This is a genomic window from Bradyrhizobium genomosp. III, assembly GCF_000261705.1.
GTDB classification, from domain to species: Bacteria; Pseudomonadota; Alphaproteobacteria; order Rhizobiales; family Xanthobacteraceae; genus Bradyrhizobium; species Bradyrhizobium ottawaense.
Genome location: NZ_AJQF01000147.1, coordinates 52355 through 65647, shown reverse-complemented (window position 1 = coordinate 65647; position 13293 = coordinate 52355). Strand labels below are relative to the sequence as shown.

General features: G+C 63.2%; 13 protein-coding genes. 5 read left to right on the top strand and 8 right to left on the bottom strand.

Annotation, left to right across the window (positions count from 1 at the left end):
- The coding region (locus tag IC66_RS0112635) for a YkgJ family cysteine cluster protein (protein ID WP_162131330.1) at window positions 1–292 on the bottom strand (292 nt) is incomplete at its 3' end.
- A 294-nt stretch (window positions 293–586) separates the two neighbouring features.
- Here IC66_RS0112635 and IC66_RS0112630 point away from each other — a divergent pair.
- The 3 genes from IC66_RS0112630 to IC66_RS0112620 are packed head-to-tail and all read left to right on the top strand — an operon-like array spanning window position 587 to window position 4044.
- Entirely contained in the window at window positions 587–2875 is a 2289-nt protein-coding gene (locus IC66_RS0112630) for a transglycosylase domain-containing protein (RefSeq protein WP_018315809.1), read from the top strand.
- A 9-nt stretch (window positions 2876–2884) separates the two neighbouring features.
- Window positions 2885–3463, top strand: coding sequence for a DUF1214 domain-containing protein (locus IC66_RS0112625; protein ID WP_028142994.1), 579 nt, complete (start codon window positions 2885–2887; stop codon window positions 3461–3463).
- Window positions 3460–4044 carry a DUF1254 domain-containing protein gene (locus IC66_RS0112620; protein WP_028142993.1) on the top strand — a complete coding sequence of 195 codons (585 nt, stop codon included), beginning with the start codon at window positions 3460–3462 and terminating at the stop codon, window positions 4042–4044. Before IC66_RS0112625 ends, IC66_RS0112620 begins: the two co-directional genes overlap by 4 nt.
- Window positions 4045–4115: 71 nt before the next feature.
- Here IC66_RS0112620 and IC66_RS0112615 read toward each other — a convergent pair whose 3' ends face one another.
- The 4 genes from IC66_RS0112615 to purU are packed head-to-tail and all read right to left on the bottom strand — an operon-like array spanning window position 4116 to window position 8673.
- Window positions 4116–5555 (bottom strand): MFS transporter, encoded by a 1440-nt coding sequence (locus tag IC66_RS0112615; protein ID WP_157158049.1) that lies wholly within the window; start codon window positions 5553–5555, stop codon window positions 4116–4118.
- 32 nt (window positions 5556–5587) lie between these two features.
- Window positions 5588–6496, bottom strand: coding sequence for a bifunctional 5,10-methylenetetrahydrofolate dehydrogenase/5,10-methenyltetrahydrofolate cyclohydrolase (locus tag IC66_RS0112610; RefSeq protein WP_038947858.1), 909 nt, complete (start codon window positions 6494–6496; stop codon window positions 5588–5590).
- A gap of 7 nt (window positions 6497–6503) precedes the next feature.
- Window positions 6504–7784 (bottom strand): glycine cleavage system protein T, encoded by a 1281-nt coding sequence (locus IC66_RS0112605; protein WP_038947857.1) that lies wholly within the window; start codon window positions 7782–7784, stop codon window positions 6504–6506.
- Between the two features lie 16 nt (window positions 7785–7800).
- Window positions 7801–8673, bottom strand: a complete 873-nt coding sequence (purU, locus tag IC66_RS0112600; RefSeq protein WP_038947856.1) for a formyltetrahydrofolate deformylase — start codon at window positions 8671–8673, stop codon at window positions 7801–7803.
- A 234-nt stretch (window positions 8674–8907) separates the two neighbouring features.
- On the opposite strand from purU, the gene IC66_RS0112595 reads away from it, so the two are divergent.
- Window positions 8908–9915, top strand: coding sequence for a LysR family transcriptional regulator (locus tag IC66_RS0112595; protein WP_038947855.1), 1008 nt, complete (start codon window positions 8908–8910; stop codon window positions 9913–9915).
- 195 nt (window positions 9916–10110) lie between these two features.
- Here IC66_RS0112595 and IC66_RS0112590 read toward each other — a convergent pair whose 3' ends face one another.
- On the bottom strand, window positions 10111–10326 hold the full coding sequence (locus IC66_RS0112590) for a hypothetical protein (RefSeq protein ID WP_028142988.1): 216 nt from the start codon (window positions 10324–10326) through the stop codon (window positions 10111–10113).
- 209 nt (window positions 10327–10535) lie between these two features.
- A complete protein-coding gene (locus tag IC66_RS0112585) occupies window positions 10536–11003 on the bottom strand; it encodes a phasin family protein (protein ID WP_240536376.1) in 468 nt (155 codons plus the stop codon).
- Window positions 11004–11809: 806 nt separating this feature from the next.
- On the opposite strand from IC66_RS0112585, the gene IC66_RS0112580 reads away from it, so the two are divergent.
- On the top strand, window positions 11810–12523 hold the full coding sequence (locus IC66_RS0112580) for a Crp/Fnr family transcriptional regulator (protein ID WP_038947853.1): 714 nt from the start codon (window positions 11810–11812) through the stop codon (window positions 12521–12523).
- A 145-nt stretch (window positions 12524–12668) separates the two neighbouring features.
- On the opposite strand, the gene IC66_RS0112575 is transcribed toward IC66_RS0112580, so the two are convergent.
- Entirely contained in the window at window positions 12669–13094 is a 426-nt protein-coding gene (locus tag IC66_RS0112575) for a hypothetical protein (protein WP_028142985.1), read from the bottom strand.
- Between the last annotated feature and the right edge of the window lie 199 nt (window positions 13095–13293).

The following is a 13293-nucleotide window of genomic DNA, read 5'->3' as shown; positions in this document are numbered from 1 at the left end:
GCGCCAGCCAGTTCAGGGTGCGGACATTGGCTGGCGTCAGGCGGACGCAGTCCGGAACCTTGTCGGAGCGATTCGGATAGTCCTTGCAGGCGCAGCTCATCCCATCGAGCAGCTTGCAGCCGATATGGGTGAAATAGATCTGCCCGGTGTCCTCGTCCTCGAGCTTGTTCAGGCAGCAGCGCCCGCAGCCGTCGCACAGGCTTTCCCATTCGCCCGCCGACATCTCTTCCAACGTCTTGGTTTTCCAGAAGAATCCTTCCTGGCCTGAAGGTCGTTTGGGAACTGCGGTCATGCGCCTCAACAAAAGTTCGAAAGAGCTACGGCTCGAGCCATCTAGGGCGTGCGGCCGGGGTGGTGCAAGCAACCCACCTTTGAGGCCCGTAATGATCCGGGGTCAATTAGGCCTGTTGTTCAAAATCGCGAGCGTGACCATTGGTTTATGGGCCCCGCTCGGCTAGAAGGAACAGCAAGCCCCTCGGATGCTGGCCGGGCGCCTTGGGTTTGCCGCAACATTCCCTCAAGACGTCTCGATGCCGCCCCCGGCCGGGTGCTTGAACGCTTTCGAACCAAGCCTCAAGGGTTCTAGGTGCGCCAGATCATACCACCGCATTGGAAGCAGAAGGTCCGGAATTTCTTCCTGGACCTCGATGCGCGCATCGACTCCTCGCTGTTCTCCTCGGCCAAGGGCATCCGCGAGCTCTACGAGCGCTACTCGACCTTCATGGACCGCTTCTATGTCGGGCGCTGGAAGCGCTGGGTGTTCATCGAGCCGCTGTCGGAGGCCGCCACCCTCGGCCTCGGCGGCCTGGTCGTGATGCTCACCCTCGCCATCCCCGCCTTCCGCGAGACCGCGGACGAGGACTGGCTGAAGAAGTCCGATCTCGCCGTGAGCTTCCTCGACCGCTACGGCAACCCGATCGGCAGCCGCGGCATCAAGCACAACGACTCGATCCCGCTGGAAGATTTCCCGGACGTGCTGATCAAGGCGACGCTGGCGACCGAGGACCGTCGCTTCTACGAGCATTTCGGCATCGACATCGCCGGCACCGCGCGCGCGCTCGTGACCAACGCGCAGGCCGGCGGCGTCCGCCAGGGCGGCTCCTCGATCACCCAGCAGCTCGCCAAGAACCTGTTCCTCAGCAACGAGCGCACCATCGAGCGCAAGGTCAACGAGGCCTTCCTCGCGGTCTGGCTGGAATGGCGCCTGACCAAGAACGAGATCCTCAAGCTCTATCTGGACCGCGCCTATATGGGCGGTGGCACCTTCGGCGTCGACGGCGCGGCACATTTCTACTTCAACAAGTCCGCGCGCGACGTGACGCTGGCGGAAGCTGCGATGCTCGCCGGCCTGTTCAAGGCCCCGACCAAATACGCCCCGCACATCAACCTGCCCGCCGCCCGCGCCCGCGCCAACGTCGTGCTCGACAACCTCGTCGATGCCGGCTTCATGACCGAGGGCCAGGTGTTCGGCGCCCGTCGCAATCCGGCCTTCGCGGTCGATCGCCGCGACGAGGCTTCGCCGAACTACTATCTCGACTACGCCTTCGACGAGATGCGCAAGCTGGTCGACACTTTCCCGAAGTCCTACACCGAGCGCGTCTTCGTGGTGCGCCTCGCCATCGACACCAACGTGCAGAAGGCCGCCGAAGACGCGGTCGAGAACCAGCTACGCCAGTTCGGCCGCGATTATCACGCAACGCAAGCGGCGACCGTGGTGTCCGATCTCGACGGCGGCATCCGCGCCATGGTCGGCGGCCGCGACTATGGCGCCAGCCAGTTCAACCGCGCCACCGACGCCTACCGCCAGCCGGGCTCCTCGTTCAAGCCCTACGTCTACACCACCGCGCTGCTGAACGGTTTTACGCCGAACTCGATCGTGGTCGACGGCCCGGTCTGCATCGGCAATTGGTGCCCGCAGAACTATGGCCATTCCTATTCCGGCTCGGTGACGCTGACGCAGGCGATCACGCGCTCGATCAACGTCGTGCCGGTGAAGCTGTCGATCGCGATCGGCCAGAAGGAGCAGCCGAAGGCGCCGAACCCGGCCAAGATCGGCCGCGCCAAGATCGTCGAAGTCGCGCGCCGCTTCGGCCTCAAGGCGCCGCTGCCCGACACGCCGTCGCTGCCGATCGGCTCGGACGAAGTCACCGTGCTCGAGCACGCGGTCGCCTACGCGACCTTCCCCAACCGCGGCAAGGCGGTGACGCCGCATTCGGTGCTCGAAGTGCGCACCGGCGCCGGCGACCTCGTCTGGCGCTGGGACCGCGACGGGCCGAAGCCGCGGCAGGCGATCCCCGCCTCCGTGGCCGCCGACATGGCGGGCATGATGAGCCACGTGGTCAGCGAAGGCACCGCGCGCCGTGCCGCGCTCGACGGCATTCCGACCGCGGGCAAGACCGGCACGACCAACGCGTATCGCGACGCCTGGTTCGTCGGCTACACCGGCAATTTCACCTGCGCGGTCTGGTACGGCAACGACGACTACTCGCCGACCAACCGCATGACCGGCGGCTCGCTGCCGGCGCAGACCTGGCACGACATCATGCTCGCGGCGCATCAGGGCGTCGAGGTCCGGGAGATCCCCGGCATCGGCATGGGCCAGAAGCTGCCGCCGCAGCATGTGAGCAACGCGCAGGCCAACGCGGCGCCGAAGGTGCTGGAGACCAAGCCGGGTCCGCCGCCGGTGCTGACCAAGCGCGGCGCCGACATCCTGGTGCGCGTCGAGAAGCTGCTGGATGACGCTGCCAAGACGGCGAAGAAATCGGCCGATGCCGACACCAAGGCGGCGAGGCCGCCCTCGGCGACGAGCGCGCTCGCCTTCCCGCAGAACTATGCGGAAGAGAATGCCAACGCCTCCGCCCCGCGCAAGAACTGATCGAAACAAGTGCGGCTGATCCTGATCACATTGACGGCCCTTCTGCTCGCGACGGTGGTCGGCTTGGGCGCGACCTGGATGACGACGACGCGCGGCACCGAGATCGGCGCGCTGACCATCGGCGCCTGGACCGCGCGCCCGCGCACCGGCACCGCCGACGTCGATCCCTATTCGCGCGCCACCATCGTGCGCAACGGCGAGCTGCCGATCGGCACCGGCGACGGCGTCGCCTTCACCGCCACCACCGACGACAAGAAGAAGGCGCTCGACGGCCGCTGCGACGTGATCGTCTCCGGCGTGACGCCGCCGGCGCGATTCTGGACGCTGACGCTGTACGACCGCAAGGGCCATCTCGTCGCCAATTCGCTTGCCCGCTACGGCTTCACCAGCCAGGAGATCGTGCGGCAGTCGGACGGTTCGTTCGAGATCCGCATCGCCTCGCGCTCGCGCGCCGGCAACTGGCTGCCGACCGGCGGCATCGAGCGCTACGCCCTGATGCTGCGGCTCTACGACACCCCCGTCGGCGTTGCCACGCGCACCCAGCGCGATGCGCCGATGCCCACCATCACGACGGCGGGCTGCTCATGATCCGCCTCTTGTTCACCGTCGTTGCCGGCGTGGTGCTGGGCCTCGTGGTCCACCTCGTCAGCGTGCTGGCGCTGCCGCGGATCGCGACGCAGGATGCCTATTCGCGACTGACGCCGATGACGAAGCTCAATGGCGTCAGCCAGCTTCCCCTCGCCGATCCGCAGACGTCACCGATGCCGTTTATGGACCCGGCCTTTGCGCTGGCGATCTGCCGGTATGACCTCACAAGCGGGCCGATCAAGCTGACGGTGCCGGTGAGCCAGGCCTACACCTCGGTGTCGTTCTACACCCGCAACGAGATCGCCTATTACGCCATCAACGACCGCTCGGCGGGCCGCAAGGTGATCGAGCTCGACCTGATGACGGAAGCGCAGCACAACGAGCTGCCCGAGGACGAAGAGGTCACCGCCGCCGACCGCCTGATCATCGATTCCCCCAGCACCACCGGCCTGATCGTGATGAAGGCGCTCGCCCCCGAGCCCGGCCTGATGCCGCAGGCGCAGGCGACGCTTGCGGCCGCGAGCTGCGGCCCGCAGACCGAGCCGCCGGCCAAGGCCGAGGCGCCGCGCGGCCGGCGCTGAGCGGGGCTGTTCAGGCGTTCGCAAAACAAAAGCGCGAAAACAACCCCATGCACAGTAGCGGATGCATCTCCTCAGATGCCGGAACTCGCCGTTTCGGCTTTCATCGCGGCCTGATGCATATCGATGACCGCCACCGCGATGAACGTAATCGCGACGCAGAAGGCGATGACGGCGAAGAACATGGTCGCACCGTAGTTGAGTGCGAATGTGCCGATATACGCGCTGACAATGGCCCCCGCTCGGCCGAAGCCGGCGGCCGCACCGACACCGGTCGACCGGACGTTGGTTGGATAGATGTGGGCCGCCAGCGCATAGAGAGAGCCCTGCGCGCCGAGCAGACAGAAGCCTTCGATGCACAAGAGAGCCATGAGCAGCGGCTGGGTTTCGGTCGAGAGCGGTATCGATGCCAGGATCACTGCGCCGATAGTTGCCGCGCCGGCAACAGTCAGGATCGCGACGCGCGTTCCATACCTGCCGATCGCCCAACCGGTGACGATGCAGCCACCGACGCCCCCGAAGTTGAACAGTGCCAGACCGAAGCTCGCCGTCTGCACGTCAAAACCCTTGCCGGTCAAAAGAGTGGGAGCCCACGCGTAGAGGACGTAGACCGGCAACAAACAGAAGAAGAACGCGATCCAGAGCGCCGTCGTCGTACGACGAAATCCGGCAGTGAACAATGCGGTGAGCGAAGCACGTTCGACACCGACGTCGCGCCGGTCGATGAAGGCTTTGGAAGCGGCAGCGGCCTGGTCCAGGATCCGAACGGATTTCGCCACCTTTTCCATGTCAGCGCCACGCCCCAATAGATATTGCGGCGATTCCGGCAGTGCGAACATCAGGACCGCTGCGACGATCACCGGCAACACGCCGCTGACCACGAAGAGCATGCGCCAACCATATTCGGGCTGCAGCTGAGCGGCGATCAGGCCACCAATCATGCCTCCGATGGGGATGCAGACAATGCCCAGCATCACGGAAAGACTGCGATTCCGCCTAGGCGTGAATTCTGCGATCAACGCGGTCGCCGCCGGAAGGGCACCGCCAAGGCCAAGGCCCGCCAGGAAACGATACAAGCCGACCTCGCCGACACCATGAGCGACCGCAATCGCAAAGGTCGCCGCACCAAACAGGAAGACGGATGCGATGAGGGCAACCTTGCGTCCGAGCCAGTCGCCGACGACGCCCCCGATCGGCGTGCCGATCGTCATGCCCACGAAGCCCAACGCGAGGGCCGGAGCGAAATCGCTGCGCGTGACGCTCCACTCCTTGATCATCGATGGTATGGCGAAGCCGAGAATTTGATTGTCCAGACCGTCGAGGACGATGGCGAGAGCGCAGAGCAGGAGCACCTGCTTTCGCGAGGCGTTCCACGTCCCCTCCTCTGCGAGTGAACCGATGTCGATAACCCGCTGCTGCGGTGCGTCCAGGACCTGTGTCGTCACGTTCGTTCTCCCCCTTTTGTAAACGCTTTCGAATATCTCTGCTTGGGCGACCGCAACTCGGCCGCCCAATTCTCGCCAGGCACGTTGGTCCGGGGCTCCAGTCAGGCAGCCGACGTCACGTCCGCCTCTTTCGCCTTCGACCGGGCGGCTTCCATTCGGGCCGCGCCCAACGTGTTGGCGAGCAGACACGCGATGGTCATCGGCCCGACGCCGCCCGGGACAGGCGTGATCGCGCCGGCGACCTCAATCGCCTCGTCGAAAGCGACATCGCCGACAAGCCTCTGGGCTCCTGAACCGGACTTGATACGAGTGATGCCGACGTCGATGACCGTTGCGCCCGGCTTGATGAAATGACCGCGGATCAGGCCTGGAACGCCGGTTGCGACAACGAGGATGTCGGCTTCCCTGCAGCGCCGTTCCAGATCGGTGGTCCGAACGTGCGCGATGGAGACCGTGCACATCTCTTGCAACAGCAGCCGCGCCATCGGCCGGCCCACGACGTTCGATGCTCCCACGACCAGTGCTCCGAGGCCGGCGATGTTGTCGTGCACCGATTTGATCAAACGCAGGATGCCTAGAGGCGTGCACGGAACCAAGGCGCCTTCCATTCCGGCGGCCGTCCGCCCCACGTTCAACGGATTGAATCCATCGACATCCTTGTCGGGCCGGATAGCCGTCACGACGCGCGCGGCATCGATCTGAGGGGGCAACGGAAACTGAACCAATATCCCGCTCACCGCGGGATCGCGGTTCAACTGCTCGATCAAGTCGAGCAACAACCGCTCCGGCGTGTCCGCAGCGAGCACGAACCGGCGTGATCGCATGCCAACAGCTTCGGTCTGCCGCACCTTGTTCGAGACATAGACGTGGCTGGCGGGGTCGTCGCCGATCAGCACGACGGCCAACTCCGGGACCGCCGCGCCGCCGGCAACCAGGGCGGCGACGCCTTTGGCCACTTCATTCCGAACCTCGGCAGCGAGCGCCCTTCCATCGATGATGCGCGCGGACATGGGCAAGTCAGACCTTGGAGAGATCAGCGCGACGGTTGTCCTTCTTGTAGGGCGCCGGCGCCACCTTCGCGCGGATCTGCTTTTGCCGACGTCCGGGCTCGCCCCAGACCACGACGACCTCATTGCCAATCTCGGAATGATCGACGTCGATGGTGCAGAGCGACAACATTTCGCGGAAGAAGTAGCTATATCCCCGCGACGTCGTCACGCCGACGTCCTTTCCGCCACTCAGCACGCGGTCGGCGTACATGAAGCCGCGCTGGTCGCGAGGCATCTCCATGTACTGGTACGGGTCATGCTCCTTCTGAAAGAGGGAGGCGTGAACGTCGGCCACGTCGTCTCCGTTCCAGACGAGCGTGCGGATCACGCGCTTTGGATGGGCAACTTCGTCCTCGAGCGCCGCGCGTCCGATGAACTCATGATCGAACTTGATGTTCTTGGCCCAGCCCAGCTCGACCGGGCTCCGGTACCAGTCACGGACGTCGTCCGACTGGAAGCTGCCTGCGATGTTGAAGGTCGACGCGAACCCCGGCATCGCTGCGCGGAACTCATCCTGATACTCCTTCATGTCCTCGTCGAAGATCGCGGGCATGTAGTCGGTGACGATCGTCGGGAAGCAGGCCTCGAGATGGTTGATGAAGATCGCGCGGCCGCCTATCCGGCGCAGGCCGAACTCCTGGCCGGCAGCGACGATGGCGTCGTAGACGGCCGCCGCCTGCCCCATAGGCCCCTGAAGCTCGAAGCCGATCTCGCCAGACATGCCCTGTCGCAGCGCGAGCATCTTGCAACCGGCAATCTCGATCTCGCCCGAATGCATGAACTTGACGTCTCGCAGCGACTGCTTCGCGACTTTTTCAAGAAGCGCGAGCGACGTCGGCCCCTGGACTTGAAAATTGAACCAGTCATCGGCCGCGGACGTCACCCTGTAGTCGCCGTGCCGGCGGATGTAGTCGACCCAGAATGTGCCGCGACCGAACAACATGAACTCGTCTTCGGACAACCGCGTCAGGATGCCCTCGGCGATGACTTTTCCCTGCTTTGTCGTATGAACGACGTGCTTGGACTGACGGATGTCGAACTTCTGGAAGCTGTTGACGGAAGTATCCGAGAAAAGCTTCAGGGCGTCGGATCCCTTGAAGCGCCGCTCCCAGAGGAACGACCAGTCGCCGATCGCGCAGGTCTCCTTCCACGACATGCTCTCGTCGATCCAGTCCGTGTATTCGGGAAGGCCCCAACGCGAGGTGAAATAGCCTTCGGGTGTCTTGCGCATGCCCTTGGGGGTCAACATCGTCGTGCTCCGTTTCTCAATTAGAGAAGACGATCGTTCGATCGCCGTTGATGATGACGCGGTCCTCGAGGAAGAGATGGACCGCGCGCGAAAGGACACGCCGTTCGATGTCGCGCCCCTTCCGGACCAGATCGTCCGGCGTATCGCGGTGGCTGACCCGTTCGACGTCCTGTTCGATGATCGGCCCCTCGTCCAGATCGCTCGTCGCGAAATGCGCGGTCGCTCCGATCAGCTTCACGCCGCGCGCGTGCGCCTGGTGATAGGGTTTTGCGCCCTTGAACCCCGGCAGGAAGCTATGGTGGATGTTGATGCAACGGCCATGGAGATGGCGCGAGAGATCATCCGAGAGGATCTGCATGTAACGCGCGAGAACGACGAGATCGGCATTCGTCATCGCGACAAGCGCCTTGATCTGCGCTTCCTGCTCCATCTTGGTTTCCTTCGTAACCGGAAGGTGATGGAAAGGGATGTCGCCGACGAGACTGACGGCAAGGGCCGAACGCGGATGGTTGGAAACGATTCCGACGACGTCCATCTGAAGTTCGCCGAGCCTGTGGCGATAGAGGAGATCGCCCAGGCAGTGATCGAATTTGGAGACGAACAGGAGCACGCGCTTGCGTTCGGCCTGGGATCGGAGCTTCCACTCCATGCCGAACCTCCGGGCAATGACCTCAAGGCCTGCTCGCGCCTTCTGCGCGCCCCCTTCCGACAGTGTGACACCGACCCTCATGAAGAAGCGTTCGCTCATGATCTCGTCGACCTGCGCCGCCTCGATGATGTTGCCGCCGTTCTCGAACAGACAGCGCGAAACGTCGGCGACAATCCCCGGCACATCGCGGCACGACAGGGTCAGGATGTATTGAGAGCTTCCAGCAAGTTCAGGCTGCATCTACGGACGATTCCTCGCGCCACGCGCGGTCGTGGTCCGACGCACCGACGTGGTGAGCGGATGTGGGAAAGGTGAGAGTCTGACTGAGGAAGGGGACCGGACCAGCCTGTACGGCCGGCGACCTACGGCTTTGATTTCACTCCCAAAGTCGCCCCTGCGGGGGCGTTGCGGAGACCATCGCGCATAAAGCCGTCATTGAAAATCCGGTATTATTCAATACAAGCTATCAATGTGATGGATATCAGACGGCTCGACCTGAACCTTCTTCTGCTGCTCGACGGGCTCTTCCGCACCCAGAACCTGTCGGCGCTCTCCCGTGAGCTCGGAATGAGCCAGCCGATGGCCAGCACCGGTCTGCGCAAGCTGCGGGATTTCTTTGGCGATCCCCTGTTTCTCTCGACCGGGCGCGGCATGCGGCCAACGCCCTTCGCGGAATCAATCGCGGAGGCCGTGCGGACAGTGCTGTCCACCGTCGATCAGCAGATACTCCGCAAGCCGCGTTTCGTGCCGGAAGAGAGCGACCGCGTATTCACGGTCACAACCTCGGATATTGGCGTCCTGATTTTCATCCCGCCGATCCTCCAACGCATTCGCAGCATGGCTCCCGCAGCGAGCTTGCGGTGCCTGCCGACGTCGCACGAGGATCTGGAAGACGCGCTCGAAAGCGGCGAGATCGATCTGGCGATAGGCTATTTTCCGGACCTCGTCGGTCCGAACATCGTGACAGAGGATTTGTTCGATCATCCCTTCACCAGCATCGTCCGAAAGGATCATCCAACGATCGGCGACACCCTCTCGCTCGAACAGTTTCTCGCCGCGGACCATATCGTCGTAAACCAGCAGGGGCGCAGTCAGGAGATCTTCGAAAGGCGCGTTCGCGAGCTCAAGCTGCAACGCCGCGTCGTGCTGCACCTGCCGCATTTCATGAGCGTGCCGCAATTGATTGCGACGAGCGACATGATCTCCACCGTGCCGTTCTCGCTCGGGGCCTGGTACGCGAACGCCGGGCTGAAGCTGCTGCCCCCGCCGGTCTCGATACCTCTCATCGAGTTGAAGCAGCACTGGCACCGGCGGATGGACAACGAACCCGCCGTGCGATGGCTTCAAACAATCGTGGCCGAGGAGCTCCGGGACCGCGACCCCGCGCTGGCGATGTCGGCCGATTATGCCAAGTCGCGCGCCAAAGCCGCGGCACCCGTCGCCGGGCGGTCTGCGACAACGATCGCCTCACGGCGGCGGTAACACCCCGCTGCCGAGCTGGACGATCTTCAACCCTCGCACGGTGGGACAGTGATCTCGTACATCAGCGGGGAAAATGCAGTGAACGCGGTCTTGGCATTTAACGCTGCTGGAAAGATCAAGACCCTGAGCTGTGGTCCGCCAGCACCAACTCATGCGTCATGTCGTCTTTGACGCGGTGCGGCGCCGGCGACCATTTCATCCATATTCCGGTGCCAGACGCCAGTTCGCGGTGCGGGTGGCCGGTTCGTCGACCCAGGCTTCCCGCGCGAACCACGCGTGATCGGTGCGGCAGATCGGACACCGGGTGCGGGAGAAAAACACCGCGCGGCGTCCAAAGCTCTCGCGATCAGTCTTGATGCCGGTGGGAATCGCGTGTCCGGTTTGTGGACATTTGACCATGACCATTCCCATGTTGCCCTCCCTTGCGATTTGTCTTTGTTGTGGTTTGCAGAAAAGCACCGGCCGGTTGGAATGCGCCTCTCGTCGGTGCGAGGCCTGATAGGCATCGCGCACCTTGTTGGTCGAGCATGGGGCAGTGGGGCGTGCTCGCTCAGTTGGGCGTGATCCAACCAGCCGGATCTCCTCTTCAAACGAATCCGAATGTGAAATTGAACGCGCTTTTAGCCGCCTGGGTGGAGGACCCTGGTGAAGTGCTTCCTGATCGGCTCACCCGTTTCCGTCGCGAGCTTCTGGGCAAGCCCCCACAACTCCCTGTTCTGGTCAGAGGCGGTGTCGAAAGCCTTGCGCGCGTGCGCCGCCGACAATGTATAGGCATCGGTCGCGGACTTGCTGCCGAACAGATGGACGAAGAAATCGAGCGCAGAAGCGGCATTGGCGTTTGAGATTTCGAACACCTTGAGCCCGTAGTCGGTCGTGCATCTCGCATTGCTCGAATAGGTCTCACGCAGCGTCTGCGTCATCTCTTCCGATGCGGCCTTGATCTTCTCGCAGCCTTCCCGTGCGCGGGCGAGGCCCTGCTCGGCAAGCTCGCGCCCCACGCCAGGCAACATGACCTTCGAGAAATCCAACCATGGCATCGCGAAAACGTTCGTTCCGTTCGGCGGCAGTTTCGTTTGGCTTTCAGTCACGCAACATTTCCTTTCTCAAGCGAAAGCATTCCTCGCAACGCTCGCTTGCGTCACGAGAGCTCACGCTCCGTGTTCGATCAGATTTTGGATGAGCCTTGATCCAGCCCCGACCCGGCACGACTTTGTGCTGCGAGAAGCGGGAAGTCGGTTCGGTTTGTGACTCTCGCTCAAACTTTTTTTGGGATTGTCAACACAGACGAAGGTATGTCGGGGAGTGACTGTGCATAACAGGGAAACCGCAAGGGGCAGGAAGTTCCTTCCTCAGCGCAAGCCTTGCAAAGGAGCTTCGCGCTAGCTGCGTTGGGATGCGCTACGTTTGCGCAAGAACGGACATCACGCGACGTGCCGGCGACGGTAGCTTGCAAGCCTCGAGCCGCTACCCTTCTGCTTCACCCTGCCTATCGCTCACGGGCTACTTTCGGACCAAACGAAACCGGCGGAGTGTGCTGGCGGAGTTCCTGAACGGCCCCTTCAGTAGCTTGTGCTCATCATCGCGCCGATCGCGGTGAAGGGCATGGTTCGCGCAACTCTCTCACCGCAGCGTTTGCCGCGCCCCGGAAATTGGAACCCCTATGGTGTTACCCATACGCATTTTGCAATTGTGCCACACAGCGCTTGAATCTAAGTCCTGAATGATGGCGTAAGACAAAACGTCGCCTCGCGGCCGCGTGTTTCGGAGTTTTATTTTTGAAACTGAGAGCTTCCGCGGCTGGATTCGATTTCGGAGCGCGAGGCGTACGCGGTTTCAAACAAAGTTCGAGTTTGCCGTCCTGTGCCGCTCGAAATGCGGTTCGCGGTGGGCTACGGTGACGCATCCCAGCGGAATTGGTAACCGACTTCTCGCAGCCCTACCGGTGGCAGATTTCAGTCTGCTAGCATCCGAGCTGGAGATGGTCGCGCTCGATCGGGACGCGGTCATCTCGCGGGCGGGTGACCAGACCGAGCACGTCCTCTTCCCTCATAGTGGGGCCATTTCGGTGATGATCGACATGGCGAACGGGCAGACGGTCGCCAGCGTTGCGATAGGGCGCGAGGGAGCAGTAGGCACCCTTTCCGTTCTGGGGCCGTCCCCTGCGGCCGTTACCGCCGTCGTTCGTGCAGCCGGCACCGCCTCGCGGATCCCCGTATCGCGATTCCACGCGGCTTTTAGCCGTAGCCCCGCGATCCGCCACGCTGTCCAGCTTCACTTCAAGGCGATGCTGATACAGCTACAAATCGGCGGAGCCTGCAATGCGCTGCATCCGGTCCAAGCCCGCATGGCACGCTGGCTGCTCCATCTTCACGACCGCGTCGACCACGACGTCCTCCCGCTCACGCAGGAGACGCTTTCGCAAATACTGGGTGTGCGACGGACGACGGTGACGCTCCTGATGCGCAATCTGCGTGCTTCCGGAGCGATCAGATCTGAACGGCGAGGCGAAATCGAGATCGACCCATCGCGGCTCGCAGCGGCGGCGTGCGAATGCCGCGACACCATGCGTCTCGAAGTCGACGATATCTTTTCTATCGATCCAGCCTGAACTCGCGTTTGGTTCTGCCGAGGCACATTTGACCGTGACGATGACCGGTTTAGCCCGAAGTGCCGACGCCAAAGCGAGGATAGACATCCGGCGCCAGGGGCAGAGGTCGACAAGGCGCGCGGGCTGTTGTCGTCGCAGCGTCTGACTATCTCTCCTCGGTCGGATGCACCCATTTGTACGGCGTGATGCTTCGCGTGGCCGTCAGCTTGATCATGTGGACGGGCGGCGCGGAACGTCCCTTTCGGCATGACCGGCACTTGAGCGAGGCTTCCAGCTTCCAGATCGGCGTATCGCGGGGACGGCGGATTGCGTCGAGCGGCAGGCTCGCACGCGCCTTGCACCTGTTGCACTCGACCTCGAGCCAGCCCATGCCGCCGTTGAGGCATTGGCCGATCGTCGGCGAGGGCTGTGAGGGACCACCATAACCTTCCATGCGGACCGACCAGGCTTCGGCTTCGGCGCGGTCGGCCTCGCGAACGGCCTTTTTGGCCTCCTCGCGCGCGTGCTTGGCCGAAATTTCCGCACCCAGAATTCGGCCGCTCCAGATGACCTCGCGTGATTTGGTGCTCATGCCGTCATCAAAGCTGCGCCCGACCGCGCTGGCAAATTATCGATCGCTAGTAGGTTGAGCGCGCAATTCGATACTGCGGGTCGTGGGTGTGGACAACCGAGACTGCAGATCCCCTGGCGAAGCCGCGGCGCCGGCGATGGCGGAGCGCCACCATCGAAAGTCGTCACGCCCGCGGGGAACAATCCGGCGTAGGGCTTCT